We start from the raw sequence: 20,494 nt of genomic DNA on the forward strand, positions 1-20,494 counted from the left end.
CCGCCCGTCGATGCGGCCCCGTCGAAGCACACGTGCCGCTGCCCGTCGAACCAGACGGTCTCAGTCGAAGGAGATGTGGGCGAAGGCAAAACCATCCGCCAGCTCGTCCTGACGGGCGCGGAGCGCGGCGAGGTCACGGCCGAGCTGGTCTCGGGCGTACAGCACCGGTTCCGCGTCACCGAGGCGCTTGAGTTGTTCACCGACCGCCGCCACCGCCAGATCCTCGACGAGCCGGCCTGGATCGACTCCACAGGAGAACCCCTGCTCCCACAGCCGGACCCGCTCGAAGAAGAAGTGCCCGGCCCGGACCTCCAGCCACGCCCAGCCCTCGGCCGGCCCGTCGGCCCAGCTCACATAGAGGCTACGGATGATCGGGTCGGCGAGCTGGCGGCTCGCGTACGCGTCGACCGCGGCGGCTCGGGCGACCGCGCCGAGGTCGTTGACGTAACCGCTGCGCCCGTCCGGAAGCCGGCCGACGATGTCCCGGTAGCTCAACGGTGCCGCACCGGACGAATCGGCCTCGTCGACCTCGGCCGTGTCCCGGAAGGCGCGGGCGTCGAGCACGTAGTCGACGATCCGTCGACCGTTGCCGCCGCCACGTAGCGTCGCCGACTCGACCCGCATCAGTTGCAGCCCGACGGCGGCGCAGACCGCGTTGGTCATCCGGTCGTCCCGGTTGACCTCCGGACCACGGCCGACCTTGTCGGTCACTTCGACGGCGAAGGTCGGCGCGAAGCTGTACGGGTCGCCGACGACAAAGGCAAGCTGGGTCCGGATCGCGGAACTCCACTGGTGCGCGGTGATCCCCGGTGGACGGCGTCGGGTGATCTGGCTGAGCTTCCAGTCCGGCTGCACCACGCAGCCGCCGCGCTCGAACACCTCACCACGGGCGAGCCGGGCCGGGTGCTCAGACGGTGTGGAAATCGGTCGCAGCCACAGATCGGCGCCGATGCCGGTGTCTACCATGAATGTCGATCCCCAGTGTCGCGGCCCAGACGCCGCCCACCACGGTTCGGATGGACAGCCTGTAACCATGCTAGAAACGCGTACGCGGACGGCCGGCGGCAGGATCCGATCCCGACGCGTCCGGTTACCTAACCCGGGGTGAGCAGCTTCTTCGCGACCTTGCCCATGGCGTTGCGGGGCAGCCGGTCCACCAGATGCACCTGACGTGGCCGCTTGTGCACGGAGAGCCGCTCCGCCACGAAGTCGATCAATTGCTGGCCACTCACCCCGTCCGCCACCACGTACGCGGTCACCTGTTCTCCCAGGTCGTCGTGGGGGGTGCCGACCACCGCCGCCTCGGCCACCGAGGGGTGCGCGAGCAGGGCGTCCTCCACCTCACCGGCCCCGATCCGGTAACCGCCGCTCTTGATCAGATCGGTGGAGGCCCGGCCGACGATCCGGTGCCAGCCGTCCGGCCCGATCACCGCCACGTCCCCGGTGGCGAACCACCCGTCGTCGGTCTCCCGGGAGGCGTGACCGTCGCCCGCACCGCCTCGACCCAGGTAACCGCCACGACCCAGGTAACCGTCGAAGAGCGTCGCCCCGGCGACCTGCAACTCCCCGATGGACTCACCGTCATTCGGCACGATCCCGCCGTGCTCGTCGACCAGTCGGGTCCGTACCCCGGCGACTGGCAGCCCGACGTGACCGGGACGCCGCTCCCCGTCGGCCCGACCACTGACCGTGATCAGGGTTTCGGTCATGCCGTACCGCTCCAGGGGCGCCTGGCCAGCCAGGGCGGCCAGCTGGTGGAAGACCGGCACCGGCAGGGCGGCGCTGCCAGAGACGAGCAGTCGCGCCGAGCGGAGCGCACGGGCCGCCGAGGAGTCGGCGCCGATCCGGGACCAGACGGTCGGCACCCCGAAGTAGAGGGTGCCACCGGCGGCGGCGTACGCCTGCGGGGTGGGTCGGCCGGTGTGGATCAGCCGGGAGCCGACTCGCAACGGTCCGAGCACTCCGAGAACCAGCCCGTGTACGTGGAAGAGCGGCAACCCGTGCACCAACGTGTCGTCCGGTGTCCACTGCCAGGCGTCGGCGAGCGCGTCCAGGTCTGCGGCGATGGCGGCCCGACTGATCAGAGCGCCCTTCGGCGGACCGGTGGTGCCGCTGGTGTAGAGGATCAACGCGGGCCGCTCGGCGGGCGGCTCGGGGTAGTACGTGTTCGACCGGCGGGTCCGGCCGCCTTCCTGGCCGATCGGCAGCACCGCCGGACGTGGCGCCCCGGCCGGCAGCGCGTCGAGCAGTTCCGGCCCCTCGGCGAGGACCAGTTCGGCTCCCGAGTCCCGGAGCAGGTGGGCGAGTTCGGCCGGCCCGGAGTCGGGCGGCAGCGGCACGACCGGTACGCCGCTGAGCAGCCCGGCGAGCACCCCGACAACGGTTTCGACGGTCGGGGTGGCGTGCACCGCCACGACCCCCGCCCCCTGGATCTCGTCGGCGACCGCGGTGGCCCAGCCGATCAGCTCGTGCCGTGACAACGTACGCCCAGCCACCACCACCGCACCCGGGTCATCGGACCTCTCCCCCAACAACACCCGCACCCACTCTCGTAAGGAAGGGCCCCTTGTTATCGGTTTTTGTAGAGGAAGGGGCCCCTCCAAACCACCGAACCGGAAAGCTCAGGGTAGGTGGGGTAGGAGGGTGAGGGCCACGTCGAGGGCCCGCCCGGGGGAGGTGGCGCCGCCCTCGACGTCCCACACCTCGGAGAGCATGCAGAGCGCGAACCCCCAGGCGACGACCCGTTCCGGCGGCAGGCGCAGGCCGTCGGCAACCTGTTCGAGCCGGGCCGGTACGAGCGCGAGCAGGTTGTCGTCACGCCGCGACGGGTCTGGGTTGTAGAGCATCGGGCCGACTTCGGCGCCCGGGTCACCGACCACGCCGTGCGGGTCGATGGCGAGCCACGGTTCCCGTTCGGCTCGCAGGATGTTGTCGTGGTGCAGGTCCCCGTGCAGGACGACCCGGTCGGTGGCGGTGGCGCAGAGTTCGTCGAAGAGCCGGCCGGCTCGTTCGACCAGGAGCCGGGGCAGCAGCCGGTCGTCCGGGTGGGTGCGCAGGTGAGCCGAGAACGCCTCACCTCGGGAGGCCAGCTCCGGCAGCGGGCAGCCGGGCGGCGGGGCGTGGTGCAGCCGTCGTGCGACCTCGATGAAGGCGGCGGTCGCCTGCTCGTCGTGGTCGGGGACGAGCGTGCTGGCCGGGGTGCCGGGTTCGCAGTGTTCCAGCAGCAGCGCGCCGCGCGCGTCGTCGCGGGCGAGCAGGCGGGCGGCGCCTCGGCCGGCGTAGCTTTCCAACGCCGCCGCCTCGTCGGCGAGGTGCCCGGATTCCGGTACGCCGAGCTTCAGCACCGCGGTCGTGCCGTCGGCGCGGCGGACCGGAGCGACCCAGTTGAAGCTGAGTGCGTACGGGGCGCCGAGCTCAAGGTCCCAGTCCCGGGTGACGGCGCCGATCACCGAGGGGAGTTCGGCGAGCCAGCGTTGCCCGTCCGCGCCCCAGTTCCCGACCACGTTGCGTTGGAAGACGGGCGGGATGGCGACATCACTGGACATGCTGCGGATTCTGCCAGCGGCACCGGTTCCTGAGGCGTTGTCCGGGGTGGTGTCGGGTGTGGACCTTACTGGTCAGGCGATCGCAGGTCTTGTTTCCTCGATGTTCAATCCGTAACCTGCCGATTAAACATCGGATGCCTCGCGGCATCGTACTGCCATTAGTCCGCTTTTAACCCTGCAAATCATGGTCGCCACCACCAGTACCTCGGATGATTCCGGAGGCCCCCTTGACCGCGCAACCCTCGCAACCACCCCAACCCTCGCAACCAGGACAACCGCGAGGAAGACGACTGCTGCCCCGTACCCTGCTCGCCGGGGTGTTGGCGGCGGCGGTCGCCGTACCCGTGCCCGCCTTTGCCGGGCCGACGCCGCTCGCAGCCCCAGAAACCGGCGCCGCTGTGGCCGGTGCCGACCCGCTGACCCTCTGGTACGACGAGCCGGCCACCGACTGGGAAACCCAGGCGCTGCCGATCGGCAACGGCGCGCTCGGCGGCATGATCTTCGGCCGGGTCGCGAACGAGACGGTGCAGTTCAACGAGAAGACGTTGTGGACCGGTGGGCCGGGCGCACCCGGTTACAACTTCGGCAACTGGACCTCGCCCCGCCCGAACGCGATCGCCGACGTCCAGGCGCTCATCGCGCAGAACGGCCGCATCTCCCCGCAGGAGGTGGCGAACCGGCTCGGTCAGCCGAAGAGCAGCTTCGGTTCCTACCAGAGCTTCGGTGACCTGTCGCTGCGGCTGACCGTGGACCCGGGCGCGGTGCAGGAATACCGCCGCGAGCTGAACATCGGCAACGCCGTCGCGAAGGTCTCCTACGTCGACGAGGGTGTCCGCTACACCCGCGAATATTTCGCCAGCAACCCGGACAACGTGCTGGTGGTGCGACTCAGCGCCGACCAGCCGGGCAAGGTCGGTTTCACCGCCGGCGTCAGCGCGGCGAACAACCGGTCGAAGTCGACCACCGCCACCGGCGGCCGGATCACCTTCGCCGGGGCGCTCAACGACAACAAGCTCAAGTACGAGTCGCAGATCCAGGTCAACAACGACGGCGGTACGCGTACCGATGGCACCGACGGCACGGTCACCGTGGCCGGCGCGAACTCCGCCACCCTGGTGCTGGCCGCCGGCACCGACTATGCCGGCCGTTACCCGACCTACCGGGGCACCGACCCGCACGCGGCGGTCACCGGTCGGGTCGACGCCGCGTCGGCGAAGTCGTTCGCGGACCTGCTCGCCACCCACCAGGCCGACTACCAGGCCCTGTTCGACCGGGTGAAGCTCGATCTCGGCCAGGTCATGCCGAACGTCCCCACCGACGACCTGCTGCGCAACTATGACAAGGGCAACGCGGCGGCGGACCGGGCGCTGGAGAGCCTGTTCTTCCAGTACGGGCGTTACCTGCTGGTCGCCTCGTCGCGGGCCGGGTCGCTGCCGGCGAACCTCCAGGGCGTGTGGAACAACTCGACGAACCCGCCGTGGGACGCCGACTACCACGTCAACATCAACCTCCAGATGAACTACTGGCCGGCCGAGGTCACGAACCTCTCCGAGACCACCGCCCCGCTCTTCGACTATGTCGACTCGATGGTGGCGCCGGGCCAGGTCACCGCCCAGCAGATCTACGGCAACCGGGGCTGGGTGGTCAACAACGAGACGAACCCGTGGGGCTTCACCGGCCTGCACAACTACCCGCAGTCGTTCTGGTTCCCGGAGGCGGGCGCCTGGCTGGCGCAGTCGTACTACCAGCACTACCAGTTCACCAAGGACGAAAAGTTCCTACGTGAACGGGCGTACCCGATGATGAAGGAACTGTCCAAGTTCTGGATGGACGAGCTGGTCGTCGACGGCCGGGACGGCAAACTGGTGGTCTCCCCCAGCTACTCGCCGGAAAACGGTGACTTCACCGCCGGTGCGTCGATGTCGCAGCAGATCGTCTGGGACCTGTTCACCAACACCATCGAGGCGGCCGGCATCGTCGGCGGCGACGGCACGTTCCGCAACGAGGTCAAGGCCACGCTGGCGAACCTCGACCCGGGCATCCGGGTCGGCTCCTGGGGTCAGCTCCAGGAGTGGAAACTCGACCTGGACAGCCCCACCGACACCCACCGGCACGTGTCGCACCTGTTCGCCCTGCACCCGGGCTCGCAGATCTCCCCGACGAAGAACCCGGAGATCGCCGAGGCCGCCAAGGTGTCGCTGACCGCCCGTGGCGACGGTGGCACCGGCTGGTCCAAGGCCTGGAAAATCAACTTCTGGGCCCGACTGCTCGACGGCGACCACTCGCACAAGATGCTGAGCGAGCAGCTCAAGGGCAGCACCCTGGCGAACCTGTGGGACACCCACCCGCCATTCCAGATCGACGGCAACTTCGGTGCCACCTCCGGCATGGCCGAGATGCTGCTCCAGAGCCAGACCGGTGAGATCCAGGTCCTGCCGGCGCTGCCGAGCAAGTGGGCCAACGGTTCCGTGACCGGCCTGAAGGCCCAGGGCGACAACACCGTGGACGTACGCTGGTCCAGCGGTGCCGCCGACGAGATCAAGGTGACCACCGGCCGCGCCGGCAAGGTCAGCCTGCGCAACTCGATGTTCACCGGCCCGTACACGCTCGTCGACGCGGCCAGCGGCCGGAAGATCACCACCACCGGTGGCGGCGAGAAGATCACCTTCGACGCCGTCAAGGGCCACACCTACGTCGCGACCGCCCAGGTGGACCTGGCGATCACCGCCCCGGCCACCCTGGAGGTCGGCCAGACCGCGCAGGTCACGGTCGTGGTCAAGGCATCGGGTACGACCACCGTCCCCGCCTCGACGGTCAAGCTCGCCGTTCCGGAAGGCTGGACCGTACGCCCCGGCCAGATCGCCACCCCGAAGCTGCGCCCGGGAGACTCCCAGGTGTACGCCTTCACGGTCGCCCCGACGCGGGAAGCCGAACCGGGTGCGTCGCGCCTGGAAGCACGACTGATCAACGACGACTGGCGGGCCACCGCCAGCACCTCGATCGCCCTGCCGATCCCGCCGCCGTGCGACGTGCCGAACCTGACCCGCCCGCTCGTCGCCTGGGACCCGACCTCGGGAGACACCATCGCGGACCGCTCCCCGAACGGGCGTACCGCGACCGTCCAGACCGGAGCCGCGTACGTCAACACCGGCCCCACCGGCAGCGCGCTGGCGCTGAACGGCACCCGTTACCTGCGTACGACCCCGACGACGCTCGGCTACCTGAACACGGCCACGTTCGCGGCCGAGGTGAAGGTGACGACGACTGGCAGCTACCGGCGGCTGTTCGACTTCCAGCCGGGCGGCAACCCCGGCACCGACGGGGTGCTGATCGACCTGACGCCGAGCAACCAGCTCCGCTTCATCGGCGCCGGCAACGGCGTGACCAGCACCGCGACCATCCCCACCAACCGGTTCATCGACCTGGTCATCACCATGGCCGACGACGGTGCCATCACCGTCTACGTTGACGGTCAGGTCGCCGGTACGGCGAAGGTGCCGGACGGCGGCATCATCGGCTGCGCCACCCGTGAACTGCGGTTCGCCGCAGACCAGGACGGCGGGCAGCGGCTGACCGGTGAACTCGACCGGGTCGCCATCTTCCCGACGGCGCTCCCCGCTGACCAGATCGCCGGCTGGCAAACCCGCGCCTTCGGCTAACCAACACCTGCCGTACGCACACAGGGCTCCTGCCGACTCCCGTACCGGGAGTCGGCAGGAGCCCTGCGCCATTCGAATATGCGGCTTCCCCGCCACCCGCTCGAATCAGCGGAATGTCCGTCCCTTTCCGAGGTAAATCTCCCATACCTGAACGACGACGCGACCTTGCCTGCCAAACGACTCTATCCGTTAGGTTGATGCCTCAAGAACCGGCCTTTCCCCGGGGAGAAGCGCAGGCAGCCCAGTCAGCAGAGCTAAGTGCGACTACGACGGCAACAAACGTGGTGGGCATGTCAGACCATCACGGTCTTCACATCAGAGCAGATTCCAGCAGACGAGACGCACTCCCGTGGCTCGCTACTTGCCCCTCACCGACGTAGACCCTGCCTCCGCCTCCAAGGCTAGCGAGGCGTTGAGGCGGGCAGCTATTGCGTCGGTCTGGTCGAGTGACAACTCTTCCACCTCTCCCCATTCCGTGCCGCCTTCAGGAAGGGTGCCCGCAACATGGAAGTGCACATGAGGGATGGTTTGGTTCGCAGGGACACCGTTGTTCTGCCACACGGCGATTCCTGGCCGCCGCTCCGTCAGGTCGATAGCGCGCGCCGCACGTCGAACGAGGTGCATGACCTCGGTTGCTTCGTGATCCTCAAGTTCAAGCAGGGTAGGGCAATGCCTCACAGGCACCACCAGAAGATGTGCCGATCCTCTCTGTTCTCTCGTCACCAAGACCGCAGCGAGGCTCAATCGACACATGATCGTGTAGGGCCGTCGGCCCGACAGGTAGTCACAGAAGGCGCAGTCGTCCGTCTCCGGAACCTCTATATTGGAGACGGTCATCACGTTTCCTTTAGGGAAGTGAGAAATGCCTGAAGCTCGAGCATGTCAAGCCGCTCCACATCCTGGGGGCGTACGACAATATCGAGTCGGTCACACACTCGTGTTTGACGAGACGCGAACATGAAGGACATGGCGATGAACCTGATGGAGTCCTGCGCAGGTAGAATCTGCGAGAGACGGGCCAAGCCACCACCAATGACCGGTATCGCTACTGGGTCGCCGTTCGTTCGGGCACGGACCTCCCGCCATAGGTTTTCGAGGCTGCGCCAGATGCCATCCATTGTTGCTTGAGCCTGATTCACCGAATTCATTTCACCGTATGCGACACAGAAGTAGTGCTTACGTGCCTGCCGGATTGCAACGACTGTCCCGATTGGGTAGCGCGTGGTCTTGCCAGGCTTCTGCACTTGGCTGGTCGGCGTCACGGAGATCAACCCTCGCGCAAGCTCGGCATCGAGCGCCGATACGTCATTGGCATAGACTACGGCAAGGAACTGCCCCTGAACGCTGCCAGGGTTGATGATGTGTGGTATTTGTGTGTCGAATGTATTGGTCATGCCCACCACTACATTATCGAGCTGGGCAAACAAGTCACCCTCTACGATCCGGATCGTCGTGTTGGGTTTAGAGTAGGTTTCCTCGATCGATCTCGGATACGAGCGGATACTCGCATATATCACTGCGATAAACACGATAGCCACAGCAAGAGGGAAGTGGATTTTAGAAATAATGTTAGGACGAAGTACGTCATAAAGCCCGAAGAGGAATGCGACCACACCAAGACAAGCGAAGACGTGATTCGTGAACGACCGCCAAAAGCGCAGACGCTTGACATCCCGGAAAGCGCGAAATGTCATTCGAGTCCCAGTCGCTCATAAACCTCGGGCTTGTAGAAATATGGCCCCGATTTCCGCTCCTTCGCAAAATCTGACGCATAGTTATCAAGTGCATATTGAATGATTGCAGACTGGAAGGAGACCGAAATAGTGTGGTAGTCGACATCAAGGAAGGGCTTCGGGATGAAGTTCCTATCAACCTTACGATCACCATCAAGATTGGCGACAACGACCGGCAGACCAAGTCGAATAATCGCTCCCACCTCGTAGGCAAGGAAGGAGACACCATCCCCACCCTTCCTCTTACCAGCAGCCGACCCCAGCAGAACGACCTGCTTCGCTTTTTCAGCCTTTCCCCGAGGCGCGCCTTAATCGATTCCGGCTTGCTTGAGTCGCGCGCGACATACAAGTCGTGCGCATCAAAAAAGTTGAAGTCGATGTGCTTATTGTCGCGCCAGGCTTCCATGAGTCGGTAAAACTTAATGTCCTCACTAGCAAACGCGACGTAAGTCTTGTTTCTATAAGACACGATAGCCTCTAACCACTGGTAGATGATCCAAGAGGGGCATTAGTTCAACGCGAGGAAGTATAGCGGAACCGGACGAGACTAGCGGGGATACCAGGTCAGGCTAGGAGGCAAGCGTCGACTCGCCAGTTATGCAGCAATTGCACCATTGGCGCGAAAGGTTAATATCCTTGGAATAAGTCCCCGAACCCTGCACCAGATAGGGGATACACCGAAATAGGCTGAGATCGACTTTGTCGCCCCACTTACGCCGTCCTCCATCGATCGTCGTACGGCAACAGTGCTTCACCCACTGCAATATCCGCGGAGCAGGTGGCCGAGAAACGATCTCCGGTTCGCGAGCACCGACAACGGTGTACCCGGCACGCAATTCCGCACACTGGCCGATTTGGCCTGGAGCATAGCGGCGTCGCCTCAGCCACAAACCGCCCGACTCTTTCGCAAAACGTCGTTGCACGAGCATCTACGAGGGCTGATTCAGCCACCTACACAGACGGTGATGACAGCAGTGTAAGACAATGGCCACCGCATATTCATGCTGGCCGGTCAAGGACAGCCGGATTGCCGCTCGGATCAAGCCCAGGGAAGTTTGAAGCGTCTAACCAGTCACCTCCAGTTTCATCAACACAACACCCCGCATCCTTAAGTCGTTGTGCTAGCCGCCGAAGAGGGCTGGCTGTGCCGTCGAACCGGACAAGGTTCCGGCCTTCCAAGTCACTGATAGGTCGGACACGACCAACCTGAACTAGGATTGTCCTGGAAGGATGCAACCCGAAAGCCATGCCAGCCTCGAATAAGACGTTCGGTCGCGGCTGACCAGTCAACTCCGTCTCATGCACAGGCTCCTCTGACGCGCGGCACTCAAGACGCAAATAGGCCAGGTCATCGGGTGTAAACAATACGATGACAGCTCGCACCTGACGGAATATCTGTTCGACAACGTGCCCAACATAAGGTGTTGATGACCCGGTCTTGGAAACAAGATGATCCCACTCTAATGGCTTCAAGTCGAGACTCCGAAGGAATGCGAACAGCGCCTTATTCGCCTTGACATTTCGACCATACACGACTCCAACAACCCGATCGTCGGGTTTGCTTTCAATCTCGTTACCCGACGGCGAATATGCCGTCCTCGACTTACCCCCAAAACTTCCTTCCGAAGAGGGATAAACACCAGGGGGAGCCTTGATAAACTCATCTGTGACATTTTGACCATCTTGCAGAATCCGGAGCCAGGCCGCACTCCCAAACCCCGCCTCACTTAAATTGATCTCGGGACCCATGAAGATCGAGACGTCTACCCGATCCGCAAGATTGAAGACCTTTCCTCCGACGACTATCGATCCACGGACCCACCAAGGCTCCAAGATCCGGTCCGTGAGATCATCGGAGCTGAGGTTATGCAGGACGGCACTTCGCGTCAGACCGCTACTCACCTGAACGTGGTATGGCATGGTCGGAGGGTACGGCACCGCGATCCATTGTTCATCAGCTCGTCAGGAATTTTTTCCGTACCACTGTCACCGCTTCGGCCGCTGCGGCAAGTGCCCTCCGTGTGGGAGCATCTACGCTGCTGCGCGGGCCGACATGATCGGAGGTAGGTTGTGCCCTATGTCAATGTGCGCGTGACCTACGAGGGTCGGGAATATGACGTAGAGTTAGACAACTCTGTCGACCCGGTCACTCTCGCAACGAATTTAGCCGAGGATCTGAAACTAAGTGTATCCGGCAAACAATATCGACTGGGCCTACTCAAAGGTTCAGGGATAATGGAAGGTGCAGTACTTGAATTGCTCGAGACGAATCCGTCTCGTGGCGTCCGAATCAAGAGTCGACCTTTAGATGACTGAGAAATCCACCGGGGTAAGACACCTACGCGAAAGGGTCGACGAGCTGCGCGACGAGGGCCAGGAATTGGTCAATCACACAGCGAAGCCAGCAGCGCACGATGAGCACCCTGAGCAGCGATCGGTAAAGATTCGAAACAATCTTCCGCAGCCAATTTTCCGCGTCTTTGGCTGGGATGACGACGCCTTACGGCAGCTGGCCATTCGAGCAGTAGCCGATACCCCATCGTACACAAATAATATGGGTTTAAGGGAAACAGCATTCCCAACCCGGGTTGTCGATCAGACTACCGAGACCACGCCTAGCGGAAACTACGTGCTGAGCCATGAATTTTCAGCAACCTTCGGTAACGATCACCTGCGGCGTCAGCTTGTTCAGATGACTTTTAGGCTGGTCGCTCGAATGAGCCCAGAGCAAGTAACCAAGAAGCCAACGCAAACCACAAGCCCCATCTATCCCCAAATGCCGTTAGCGATATTCGGTCATTTAGGAGCGACCGGTAATACATTCTTCATACGAGGAGGTAGGTGGCAAGTCGACTTGACAGGAACCTTCCTGTCCAATCTTCTACCTTGGATTCCAAGGTTACGAACGCAAAACGTCTTTGCGCTTGGAATCCTGACTGAATGTGAGCCAATGACCTTAAGGGTAGCAGCACTCACCCTATAGCAAGAAGCGGGACTGGAGCAGAATAGCAGCGGTAGCCGCACTTATAAATGTCCGAAGTTGCCGCCCCGGACGCCCGCAACAAAATAACGCCAGCTAGATCGATCGAAGGTCAATATTGGACCGACAGGGTCCTTACTATCCCGTACCCGCACTGCGTTCGGCAGCTCATCCGCCATTTCGACACAATCACCCGACGATCCCGATCGAGTGCTTTTACGCCATACCGTCATGCCGGCCCCCTACATCGCCAACTCCTCGGCGATCTTACGCAGGGCTTCGCGGCTGGCGACAGCACCCAGCGCTTGGGCCTGGAGCTGTTCATGTGCTGCCCGGTACGCCGAGACCTCGCGGTCGTGGTCCATGTACAGCGCACCGGTGAGAGTGTCGACGTACACCATGCTGTCGTCGGTCGCATCGGGGTACGGAGCGGGCAAGGCCGGGAAGTCCAGGATGACGAAGCTGCCGTCGTACCCGACGCCTGCCGAGTAGGGCAGTAGCTGGATCTGGATATTGCTCCTGCGGCTCATCTCCAGCAGATGGGCGATCTGGCGCCGGATCACCTCAGCGCCGCCCACGAGCCGACGCACCGCTGCCTCGTCAACGACCATCCTCAGCTTCGGCGGCGTGTCACCCTCCAGGATCGCTTGGCGGTCCATCCGCAGCGACACCTGACGTTCGACCTCTTCCTCCCGCATCGGAACAGGCGCACCCTGAAACGCCGCGCGGGCGTAGTCCTCGGTCTGGAGCAGTCCTGGAACCATCTGGCACTGGTACGAGCGGATCACCGATGCCTCGGACTCCATGCCGACGTACGACGCGAACCAGTCAGGCACGGCGTCGCCGTACCGCTGCCACCAGCCGCGTTGCTTCGCCTGCCGAGCTACCGAGATGACCGCTTCGGCCTGCTCGCCAGTGACGCCGTATAGGTCGAGCAGTGCCCGCACGTCGTTCGGATGCGGACGGACCTCGGCGTTCTCGATCCGCGACAGCCAGCTTGAGTCGTGGTCCACCCGCCGCGCAGCGTCCGATGCGGACAGCTCGGCTCGACCTCGGAGCTGACGCAGGGTCAGAGCGAGTCGGCGGCGCTTGACGGTTGGGCTTTGACGTTGGGCCACGGTGCCCATCATGCCCTGCGAGCACCCGCGATGTTGCCCGCAAGGGGCGTGTCGCCTCACTGTAATCCGCATATTGCGGATTTCATTTTGTCGTGGGACGGTAACTCTACGGGTGCGGCGGTCGGATGACCGGACCGAAGGCCCGGCCGCCGCGCTCCTTCGAGGGAGGCCCGATGAACAGGCGAGTCACCTACGACCAGTACCTCTCCGCCGTCGCGATGACGTTGGCTCGCCGGCACCGTCCGGTGTGGTCGTGGGCCAGGTGGCGCCGGATCTGCCGGTGCGGATCGGAGCTTCCCTGCCGTACGAGACACAAGATCCCGATCAATCGGGGCCACTGGCCGACCGAGGAGGAGCAGGGGTGAGTACGCATAACCCGATGGCGCGTACCTGGGTGTGCTCGGGGTGCGGCGGGGACTGGCCGTGTCTGACGCGGCGGCGGGAGCTGCGGGCCGAGTTCGATGGCAGTCGGGTGTCGCTCGGGCTCTACCTGGCACAGTTCTTCGTCGTCGCCGCGCAGGACCTGCCGCACGTGCCGAGCGGCTGGCTGCACAACCGCTTCGTCGGCTGGATCCGCAACGACGAGCGGGCGTCCCCGTACACCTCGGTTGATGTTCTCGTCAGCTCCTATGAGCTGGCCTTGGCCCACTCCCCCGACCCCGGCGGACGCTGCCCCACCTGCGGCGAACACACCGACTGCTGGGTCCGCATCTCCCCCGAACCACCCGGCTTCCTCATCCCCCTCCCCTGATGTTCGGCCCCCTGCCCAAGCCCGGCGACGTTCTCGTGATCGACGAGCGGGCCAGCGTCCAATTCGCCGGCGACCGCGCACTGATCGTCCGACTGATCACCCGTGCCCGCGAACCCAGCTGCGACGGCTGGATCTGGCTCACCGGCTACGTCCTCGACCAACAAGGACAAGCAACCGAAAAACGCGAACTGTACGTCCAGGTCGCCGGCCTCCGACCCGCACCAAGCCGACCGACGCGACTCCCCCGATATGCCCCCGGATACGGCTGAGCCAGCGTGAGTGCCGGCCCCATGTTCTCGGCGACCGCCCTCCGACGGAGGAGCAGGCGGTCGCTCAGGCGCTGACGATTGACCCGTCGGGCAGCACCGGTACGGCCGGCTCGCCACTACCGATGACGGCAAGCCGACCGTGCATCGTGGTGTCTGTATCAGTTCTCCTTGGCGACGCGGCCGAGGCGGAGCGCCGAGACAAGGAAGAAGATGCCGCCGGGGATGGCGTAGCCGGCCACGTTCGTCAGCGTTGCGCCGTCTGCTCCGGCCGTCACGATGAACGAGGTGCCGGCAAGCACGGAGATGCCACCGCTGATGATCATTGGCCACTGGCCGCCCATCTTGCGACGGTTGGCGGCCACGATGAGCTGTACCACCCCGGCCACGATTGCCCAGGCGCCCCAGACCCGCAGGACCGCTGGGATGCCGGATACGCCGGCAATGGCCACGCCTATAGCGGTGAGCAGGCTGACGGCGACGTTCACGTGAAGGCCGAGCACCGATCCGGTGGCACGTGACGAACGAGCGTCGACGAGCGCGGCGAACACGTCGAACAGCGGATACAGCACGAGCAGCGTGACGGCGAGCGGACCGAGGTGCGACGCGGTCGTGAACATCACGCCGGCCCAGACGACGGCGAACACGAAGCGGACGATGTACAGGCGCCGCAGTGCGGACGCCGCTACCGGGATGACGGGTGCAGCGATGGAGGTCACGGTGATCCTTTTCGATGTCCGAGTGGCTTCATGGACCGAAGGCGGCTCGCCGATGGATGGGCACCACGTGATCATCCACCAGCAAGAACGAACGTTCTGTCTCGGGCAACGATGACACGGTGACGGAGAACGTCAAGACCGAACGTTCTATCCGCTAACATGGGTGTCATGGTGCGTGGAGAACCCCAGGGCCGGCCGTCCGAAGCGCGGTCCCGGCTGCTCAACACGGCAACAAGGGTCTTTTATGCGGAGGGCATCCACTCGGTCGGCATCGACCGCATCGTCGCCGAAGCGCAGGTGACACGAGCCACTCTCTATCGACACTTTCCCGGCAAGGAAGATCTCGTCCTGGCCTACCTCAACCAGGTCGACGAGGCCATGCGCGCTCAGGCGGACCGGGCTGCCGACGGCGGGCTATCGGCGGCCGACACCATCCGGGCTCTCAGCGAGTCGATCGCCCAGGGCATCCAGTCCTCCGGTTTCCGCGGCTGCGCCTTCCTCAACGCCGCTGCCGAGTACCCCGATCCCGATCACCCGGTGCACCTGGCCGTGCTCGCCCACCGCCAGTGGTTCCTGGACACCGTCACGGAACTGATGGCGCGCGTTCAGGAAGCGCCCGCCGAGGCCGCCGCCCGGCACTTCGTCATGCTGCGCGACGGCGCCATGGCTGCCGGTTGCCTGTTCGATCCGACGCTGGTCTGCGACACCTTCCTGCGCGGCGTCGAGGGACTGCTACGAGTTCATGCTGCGTCCGATCCTGCCGATTCGGCGGTCGCCTGATCCGATCACGCCTCGGACCCGTGAGTGCCTGGCGTCCCCCGCCCGATCGGCGAGGCGGAGTCCTCCATCGGCCGCTGCCGACCCCGCACCGCGTCGAGCAGCGCGACAAGGGCCAGCACTCCGGCCACCACGCTCAGTCCGACCATCGGCGACCAGCGGGCCAACACTGGCGTGGCCAGCAACAGGACCACCAAGCCGATCATCCGCGACCAGGAGATCCGGCCGAAGACCTGGTACTCCAGCCACACCCTGGCGGCGAGGAAGAGCACCGGACCGCCCACCACGAACAGAAGCCACGTCGGCCGCAGCGACCCGTACGGATCGGTGATCACCAGTTCGTAGCTGGCCGCGGTGACGAGCACGCTGAGCACGATCAACGCATGCGTCCGTACCGACGCCGCACCCAACTGGCCGGGCATACGCGCCCGACTCAACACCTCGGCCAGCAACCGACCAGCGCGGTAGAAGTAGAGCCGCCACAGCAGCACGCTGATGATGAACGCGACCGTGAAGGCGGCAGCCCGCACCGACGAGTAGCTCGTGCCACTGAAAACGGCGGCGATGACAATGATCGTCTCGCCGAGCGCGATGAGGAACATCTGCTGGTGACGTTCGGCCAGATGCTCCCCGGCGATCCGCCAGCGACCCACCGCCGCAGCCCCCAGCCACGGCAGCGGCCAACCCAGAGCCCAGGCGACGTAGTCCACGGCGAGCGCGGCAGCCCACAGCGGCAGGCGAAGCTGGTCCGGGCCCAACGCGCCGACCAGCCAGAACGGCGCGGCCACCACGGCCCATGCGGCGAGCCGGAACGGCACCAGTCGTCGTGGATGACCACGCAGCGCGGCAGCGACCGCCAGCGGTCGCACCACCATCACCAGCAGGTACGCGACCGCGAACGGCAACGCCCGTTCCTCCATCGCACGCGGCAGCGTCACCGCCATCACCAGGGCGGCGAACATGGTGCCGACCACGACCGCCTGAATGATGGACCGCTCGGGCTCGTAGCGACTGGTGATCCAGGTAGTGTGCGACCAGATCAACCAGAGCGCCAGGAACAGCAGCAGGGTACGACCGAGCCCGGCGACGAGCGTCCAGCCGGTGTCACTGCCGAGGTCGGCGAACCGTTGCGAGACCCGGGTGAGGGCGACAACGAAGGCCAGATCGAAGAAGAGTTCCAGGAACGTGGCACGCCCCGAACTCGTCCCAGAGCGCAGCAGCTCGGCACCGCGTCCCGCCACCATCGACCGCCCCTACCCGCCCCTGTCCGCCCCCGTGGCACCAACGAGTCGGCCGCCGACAGGGTTGCGTGGGCCGCTCCCCTGATATTCGGCCCGAAACGCGCGAACTGTACGACCAGGTCGCCGGCCCTCGACCCGCCCCCGTCAGCCGCCAACAGCGGTAGGGCGGCAGCTCGGCACTCGGATTCAGCCGCCGCCGAGGGTGCGGGAGGACGACTCCTGGACCGGCAGGACGATCCCGTGGGGCAGGTTGCGGACCCTGTCGTTGCCCAGGCTGCTGATGTCCGCGCCGCGCAGGTCAACGCCATCGAGCTTGGCGCCGCTGACGTCCGCACCGCTCATGTCGGCGTCACGCAGGTCGGCGCCCTTCAGATCGGCGTCGCGCAGTTCGCTGACCCACATCCGCGCACCGCGAAGGTCTGCACCCTCCAGCCGGGCCGAGTTCAGCTCCGTTCCGTACAGGTTGGACGACCGCAGAACGCTGCCGTACAGATCGGCGCCGTCCATGTATGCGACCCGCAGGTACGCGTCGGTCAGATTGGCGTGAGACCCGGACCTTGACCGGCGGCAACGGGAGGCCGCACGTGAGCGACAACGGATACGCCGGGGCTGATGGACACGATCGGTGGGCGCCTCGCCCGGCCCGAACCGGTCGGCTGAACGCGACCGCAGACCGCCCCCGAGGACCGGACAGCGGACCGCGCCGCACCCCGAACACCATCGATCGACATCTGTCGTTGTAAGTCATCGACAATCGCGATCTAATGACTGCGGAATCCAGCGCGAGTGTCGTACGGACGAGGGAGTGCACGATGACCCGCAACGGCAACGGACCGTTCAGCAGGTGGCGGTTGGGATCCGGCCGTGCCGCGGTCGCCCGAGTCGCCCTGCTCACCCTCGTGGCCGCCGCGACGCTGATACTGCCAGGCAGCCCGGCCTCGGCCTACTACCCGGACCCGTACGCCTACGTCCCCAACTGCACCAACAACGGCGTGTCGGTGGTGTCACTCGCCACGAACCAGGTCGTGAAGACGCTGGCGGTGCCCTCGACGCCGCTCGGAGTGGGGATCAACCCGGGAGGCACCCGCGCCTACGTCAGTGTGCAGAACGCGGTCATGGTGTACGACACCCTTCAGGACACGCTGTTGACGGTCGTCCCCAACGCGGGCCCGCGTCCCGGCCCGATCGCGGTCGATCCGACCGGCACGTTCGCCTACGTCACCAATCCCAGCTACGGCGGTCCGGGCCCGCTGACCGTGATCTCCGTCGAGACGAACACCATCGTGGCCCGCATTCCCTCCATCGACGGCAGCGCGGGATTCCTGGCGTTCAATCCGGCGGGCACCCGCCTGTACGTCACCGACTACTGGGGCATCGTGTACGTGGTGGACGTCGCCACGCACAGCATGATCGGCACGATCCCGGTCGGCAACCACCCGACGGGAGTGGCCGTCAACCCGTCCGGCACCCGGCTCTACGTCGCGAACGGGTGGGACAACACCGTGTCGGTCATCGACCTCGCGACGCACGCCACTATCGCCACGATCCCGGTCGGCTCACAACCTGAGGGAGTGGCGCTCAACCCGTCCGGCACCCGCCTCTACGTCGCGAACAACTACAGCGGCACGATCTCCGTCATCGACACCGCCACCAACACCGTGGTGACCAACTTCAGCGCGGGATACGGCGTACAGGCGATCGCGTTCAACCCGGACAACCCGGCGGTCGGATACTTCGTCCGGTTCGCCTCCGGCAACGCCCTGCTCCGCTTCAGCACGACGTCGAACACCACGATCGGGTTCGTCGGCGTCGGCAGTAACCCCTGCGACCTGGCTGTCAGCCGGGGGTACGGCGCCTAACGGAGTTGCCCGCAAAGACGCCGTTACCCCCGGCCACCTCGTCGATTCTCGGCCACGCCTTCCGACGGGGCCACGCAATCGCTCAGGCGCTGGCGACGGGCATGCCGGGCATGACCGGGACGGCCGGCGCGTTGCGCCCGATCCGGGTCTGCTGAGCGGTCGACACCCGCAGGATCAGCAGGATCAGGGCCGCGCCGGCCACCGCGCCGAGCAGCGCCACCAGCAGGTTCGGACCCAGCGCGGCGGAGTAGTAGTCGACGTACAACTGGTAGTCGCTCGCGTCGGCGAGCGTGGATGGCAGTGCCCTCCAGTTCTGGGTGTCGGAGATCGTCACTCTTTGGCCGATGAACAGGTAGAGGAGCCAACCGCCGAACCAGATCCGTACCAGGGCGGGCGTGGTCGACCGCCAGAGACTGTCCCGGGCGATGCCCGCCATCATGCGTACGGGAATGAAAAGGTTCGCGAACGGCACCAGCCAGCCGGCGATCGCCCAGCCCTTGCTCAGCGTCGTCGTGGCGCCCGGGAAGGCGTCGAGATTGGCCCGTGCCCGGTAACACCAGACGATGACCAGCACCACCGCGGCGACGAACGGAACGAGGTACGCCACCTGGGCGAGGGCTTCGACGAGCGATGCGGCGTTGAGCACGTCGGGGTCGAGCTCACGCATCGCGCGCTTGGCCATGGCGCCGCCGACGAGCGGCCAGAAGGCGAGCAGCACATCGAGCAGCACGACGAGACCGACCAGGACCGAGGCTGCGATCCCGACGCCGCGCACGGCGTACGTTCGCGCCCCGGGGACGATCGCCGGCGCGCCTGTCGGGGTGGCACAGACACCGCACTCCAGGCTCGTCGGTGTCGTTTCGGCGTGGCAGGTCTGACAGCGCATGCAGTTTCCTCCGTGTAGTTGGCCGCGTCAGAGTACGGATCCGCGTACGGCACCGCGACCCCATTCCGCGCGAGCCCGGCACCATTCGCCGTTGGGCCTTCACATCGGTCGATGCCGGGTCAGCCGCGCATTCGGGGAGGTTCGTCGCTCGCCACCGCAGCGGTCGAACAGACCCGTTGGGATGCTCCGCGCGGCACGCCACGTCACGCCGTCGACGCGGGCCCTCAGTCGTCGTCGACCTGGACGAGGACGACCTTGTCGGAGACGTAGTCCGGGACAGAGAGGATGAACGTGGCGACGTCGTCCACCGCGTCCGGATCCGGAACGCTGTAAACGGAGTACGACTGGGGTGTGCTCCAGTTCGTCGGCGTGAAGACCAGGCTCACCGGAGGGCTGGCCCAGATGCCGGTGCCTCGGATCGCGATACCGAGGAACACCGTTCTGGCCGGTGCCTGGCTCAACCGTACGGTGAACGACGCGCTCGTACCCTCGGGCACCGCGATCGTGTCCGGCTCGGCGATGACCGAGGGCGGTTCTTCGAGGGTCGCACACCGCACCTGGCCCGAGCCCTGGGCGGCAACCCCGCAGACCGCCGACGCCGCCGCCGGCACGACCGCCGCTACCACGGCCAGGGGGAACGCGCCGAGCATCGTGGACCACGCACGCGCAAGCCTTGTCATCATCGACCTCCGTCAATATAGTCCATCAATTGACAGTATTCCATCGCTGATGGTTGATCGGAATAGAAGGCCCAGCTCGGCCAGATCGCCCGGCACCAGCCATTCCAATGCGACGCACTGTCACCGTCAGACCACGACGCCCGCCCCGATCAGCGACCAATCACAGAGTGTGACGGCGCCGGTAGGCTAGACGAGTAAGTCCTAACGACCCCGGGGTGTGGGCATAGGCGAAGGGTGTTGAAGATCCGTTTGTGACGACAGACCTCAACACCCTTCTGAC

At 65.3% G+C, this 20,494-nt stretch carries 21 protein-coding genes; 7 read left to right on the top strand and 14 right to left on the bottom strand.

Translation table 11 applies throughout. The features are described 5' to 3' along the window. Window positions 1-60: 60 nt before the first annotated feature. The 3 genes from ACIBF5_RS29565 to ACIBF5_RS29575 all read right to left on the bottom strand — a co-directional run bounded on the left by ACIBF5_RS29565 (window position 61) and on the right by ACIBF5_RS29575 (window position 3,545). Entirely contained in the window at window positions 61-966 is a 906-nt protein-coding gene (locus ACIBF5_RS29565) for a DUF2726 domain-containing protein (protein WP_396816212.1), read from the bottom strand. A 128-nt stretch (window positions 967-1,094) separates the two neighbouring features. Beyond that, window positions 1,095-2,543 carry an acyl-CoA synthetase gene (locus ACIBF5_RS29570; RefSeq protein ID WP_396816213.1) on the bottom strand — a complete coding sequence of 483 codons (1,449 nt, stop codon included), beginning with the start codon at window positions 2,541-2,543 and terminating at the stop codon, window positions 1,095-1,097. A gap of 78 nt (window positions 2,544-2,621) precedes the next feature. Further along, entirely contained in the window at window positions 2,622-3,545 is a 924-nt protein-coding gene (locus ACIBF5_RS29575; RefSeq protein WP_396816214.1) for an aminoglycoside phosphotransferase family protein, read from the bottom strand. 227 nt (window positions 3,546-3,772) lie between these two features. On the opposite strand from ACIBF5_RS29575, the gene ACIBF5_RS29580 reads away from it, so the two are divergent. Further along, the gene (locus ACIBF5_RS29580) at window positions 3,773-7,204 is read left to right on the top strand and encodes a glycosyl hydrolase family 95 catalytic domain-containing protein (protein ID WP_396816215.1); all 3,432 of its coding nucleotides are present in this window, start codon (window positions 3,773-3,775) and stop codon (window positions 7,202-7,204) included. A 357-nt stretch (window positions 7,205-7,561) separates the two neighbouring features. On the opposite strand, the gene ACIBF5_RS29585 is transcribed toward ACIBF5_RS29580, so the two are convergent. From ACIBF5_RS29585 to ACIBF5_RS29600, 4 genes are all read right to left on the bottom strand, one after another. Further along, a complete protein-coding gene (locus tag ACIBF5_RS29585) occupies window positions 7,562-8,041 on the bottom strand; it encodes an HIT family protein (protein ID WP_396816216.1) in 480 nt (159 codons plus the stop codon). Continuing rightward, window positions 8,041-8,898: a macro domain-containing protein gene (locus ACIBF5_RS29590; protein WP_396816217.1), complete on the bottom strand. Its 858-nt coding sequence runs from the start codon at window positions 8,896-8,898 to the stop codon at window positions 8,041-8,043. Before ACIBF5_RS29590 ends, ACIBF5_RS29585 begins: the two co-directional genes overlap by 1 nt. After that, window positions 8,789-9,406, bottom strand: coding sequence for a TIR domain-containing protein (locus tag ACIBF5_RS29595; protein ID WP_396816218.1), 618 nt, complete (start codon window positions 9,404-9,406; stop codon window positions 8,789-8,791). The genes ACIBF5_RS29590 and ACIBF5_RS29595 overlap by 110 nt, the downstream gene beginning before the upstream one ends. 530 nt (window positions 9,407-9,936) lie before the next feature. After that, a complete protein-coding gene (locus ACIBF5_RS29600) occupies window positions 9,937-10,857 on the bottom strand; it encodes a TIR domain-containing protein (protein ID WP_396816219.1) in 921 nt (306 codons plus the stop codon). 388 nt (window positions 10,858-11,245) lie between these two features. Between ACIBF5_RS29600 and ACIBF5_RS29605 the strand changes: the two genes are divergently transcribed. Then, the gene (locus tag ACIBF5_RS29605) at window positions 11,246-11,920 is read left to right on the top strand and encodes a hypothetical protein (RefSeq protein ID WP_396816220.1); all 675 of its coding nucleotides are present in this window, start codon (window positions 11,246-11,248) and stop codon (window positions 11,918-11,920) included. A 41-nt stretch (window positions 11,921-11,961) separates the two neighbouring features. Here ACIBF5_RS29605 and ACIBF5_RS29610 read toward each other — a convergent pair whose 3' ends face one another. Next, window positions 11,962-12,150, bottom strand: a complete 189-nt coding sequence (locus tag ACIBF5_RS29610; protein ID WP_396816221.1) for a DUF397 domain-containing protein — start codon at window positions 12,148-12,150, stop codon at window positions 11,962-11,964. Window positions 12,151-12,159: 9 nt separating this feature from the next. Then, window positions 12,160-13,035 (bottom strand): helix-turn-helix domain-containing protein, encoded by an 876-nt coding sequence (locus ACIBF5_RS29615; RefSeq protein WP_396816222.1) that lies wholly within the window; start codon window positions 13,033-13,035, stop codon window positions 12,160-12,162. Window positions 13,036-13,208: 173 nt separating this feature from the next. Here ACIBF5_RS29615 and ACIBF5_RS29620 point away from each other — a divergent pair, with 173 nt between their 5' ends. The 3 genes from ACIBF5_RS29620 to ACIBF5_RS29630 are packed head-to-tail and all read left to right on the top strand — an operon-like array spanning window position 13,209 to window position 14,055. Further along, entirely contained in the window at window positions 13,209-13,400 is a 192-nt protein-coding gene (locus ACIBF5_RS29620) for a hypothetical protein (protein WP_396816223.1), read from the top strand. Then, entirely contained in the window at window positions 13,397-13,786 is a 390-nt protein-coding gene (locus ACIBF5_RS29625; RefSeq protein WP_396816224.1) for a hypothetical protein, read from the top strand. Before ACIBF5_RS29620 ends, ACIBF5_RS29625 begins: the two co-directional genes overlap by 4 nt. Further along, window positions 13,786-14,055 (top strand): hypothetical protein, encoded by a 270-nt coding sequence (locus ACIBF5_RS29630; RefSeq protein WP_396816225.1) that lies wholly within the window; start codon window positions 13,786-13,788, stop codon window positions 14,053-14,055. The genes ACIBF5_RS29625 and ACIBF5_RS29630 overlap by 1 nt, the downstream gene beginning before the upstream one ends. Before the next feature lie 158 nt (window positions 14,056-14,213). Here ACIBF5_RS29630 and ACIBF5_RS29635 read toward each other — a convergent pair whose 3' ends face one another. Continuing rightward, window positions 14,214-14,771, bottom strand: a complete 558-nt coding sequence (locus ACIBF5_RS29635; RefSeq protein ID WP_396816226.1) for a hypothetical protein — start codon at window positions 14,769-14,771, stop codon at window positions 14,214-14,216. A 168-nt stretch (window positions 14,772-14,939) separates the two neighbouring features. On the opposite strand from ACIBF5_RS29635, the gene ACIBF5_RS29640 reads away from it, so the two are divergent. Next, window positions 14,940-15,551, top strand: a complete 612-nt coding sequence (locus ACIBF5_RS29640) for a TetR/AcrR family transcriptional regulator (RefSeq protein WP_396816227.1) — start codon at window positions 14,940-14,942, stop codon at window positions 15,549-15,551. A gap of 5 nt (window positions 15,552-15,556) precedes the next feature. Here ACIBF5_RS29640 and ACIBF5_RS29645 read toward each other — a convergent pair whose 3' ends face one another. Both ACIBF5_RS29645 and ACIBF5_RS29650 read right to left on the bottom strand, forming a co-directional pair. Then, complete coding sequence (locus ACIBF5_RS29645; RefSeq protein WP_396816228.1) at window positions 15,557-16,792, bottom strand: low temperature requirement protein A; 1,236 nt, start codon at window positions 16,790-16,792, stop codon at window positions 15,557-15,559. A 183-nt stretch (window positions 16,793-16,975) separates the two neighbouring features. Next, entirely contained in the window at window positions 16,976-17,461 is a 486-nt protein-coding gene (locus ACIBF5_RS29650; protein WP_396816232.1) for a pentapeptide repeat-containing protein, read from the bottom strand. 140 nt (window positions 17,462-17,601) lie between these two features. Here ACIBF5_RS29650 and ACIBF5_RS29655 point away from each other — a divergent pair, with 140 nt between their 5' ends. Then, entirely contained in the window at window positions 17,602-18,648 is a 1,047-nt protein-coding gene (locus ACIBF5_RS29655) for a beta-propeller fold lactonase family protein (protein WP_396816229.1), read from the top strand. 82 nt (window positions 18,649-18,730) lie between these two features. On the opposite strand, the gene ACIBF5_RS29660 is transcribed toward ACIBF5_RS29655, so the two are convergent. Beyond that, the gene (locus tag ACIBF5_RS29660; protein ID WP_396816230.1) at window positions 18,731-19,534 is read right to left on the bottom strand and encodes a DUF4328 domain-containing protein; all 804 of its coding nucleotides are present in this window, start codon (window positions 19,532-19,534) and stop codon (window positions 18,731-18,733) included. Window positions 19,535-19,758: 224 nt separating this feature from the next. Further along, window positions 19,759-20,214, bottom strand: a complete 456-nt coding sequence (locus ACIBF5_RS29665) for a hypothetical protein (RefSeq protein WP_396816231.1) — start codon at window positions 20,212-20,214, stop codon at window positions 19,759-19,761. Between the last annotated feature and the right edge of the window lie 280 nt (window positions 20,215-20,494).

It is taken from the genome of Micromonospora sp. NPDC050417 (assembly GCF_044458865.1).
GTDB lineage: Bacteria > Actinomycetota > Actinomycetes > Mycobacteriales > Micromonosporaceae > Micromonospora_G.

What these genes read in the sequence shown, in the direction of transcription:
- ACIBF5_RS29590 (WP_396816217.1), bottom strand. Translation starts at nt 8,898, where the DNA reads ATGACATTTCGCGCTTTCCGGGATGTCAAGCGTCTGCGCTTTTGGCGG.
- ACIBF5_RS29645 (WP_396816228.1), bottom strand. Translation starts at nt 16,792, where the DNA reads ATGGTGGCGGGACGCGGTGCCGAGCTGCTGCGCTCTGGGACGAGTTCG.
- ACIBF5_RS29630 (WP_396816225.1), top strand. Translation starts at nt 13,786, where the DNA reads ATGTTCGGCCCCCTGCCCAAGCCCGGCGACGTTCTCGTGATCGACGAG.
- ACIBF5_RS29655 (WP_396816229.1), top strand. Translation starts at nt 17,602, where the DNA reads ATGACCCGCAACGGCAACGGACCGTTCAGCAGGTGGCGGTTGGGATCC.
- ACIBF5_RS29660 (WP_396816230.1), bottom strand. Translation starts at nt 19,534, where the DNA reads ATGCGCTGTCAGACCTGCCACGCCGAAACGACACCGACGAGCCTGGAG.
- ACIBF5_RS29605 (WP_396816220.1), top strand. Translation starts at nt 11,246, where the DNA reads ATGACTGAGAAATCCACCGGGGTAAGACACCTACGCGAAAGGGTCGAC.
- ACIBF5_RS29620 (WP_396816223.1), top strand. Translation starts at nt 13,209, where the DNA reads ATGAACAGGCGAGTCACCTACGACCAGTACCTCTCCGCCGTCGCGATG.
- ACIBF5_RS29610 (WP_396816221.1), bottom strand. Translation starts at nt 12,150, where the DNA reads ATGACGGTATGGCGTAAAAGCACTCGATCGGGATCGTCGGGTGATTGT.
- ACIBF5_RS29565 (WP_396816212.1), bottom strand. Translation starts at nt 966, where the DNA reads ATGGTAGACACCGGCATCGGCGCCGATCTGTGGCTGCGACCGATTTCC.
- ACIBF5_RS29640 (WP_396816227.1), top strand. Translation starts at nt 14,940, where the DNA reads ATGGTGCGTGGAGAACCCCAGGGCCGGCCGTCCGAAGCGCGGTCCCGG.
- ACIBF5_RS29575 (WP_396816214.1), bottom strand. Translation starts at nt 3,545, where the DNA reads ATGTCCAGTGATGTCGCCATCCCGCCCGTCTTCCAACGCAACGTGGTC.
- ACIBF5_RS29665 (WP_396816231.1), bottom strand. Translation starts at nt 20,214, where the DNA reads ATGACAAGGCTTGCGCGTGCGTGGTCCACGATGCTCGGCGCGTTCCCC.
- ACIBF5_RS29600 (WP_396816219.1), bottom strand. Translation starts at nt 10,857, where the DNA reads ATGCCATACCACGTTCAGGTGAGTAGCGGTCTGACGCGAAGTGCCGTC.
- ACIBF5_RS29585 (WP_396816216.1), bottom strand. Translation starts at nt 8,041, where the DNA reads ATGACCGTCTCCAATATAGAGGTTCCGGAGACGGACGACTGCGCCTTC.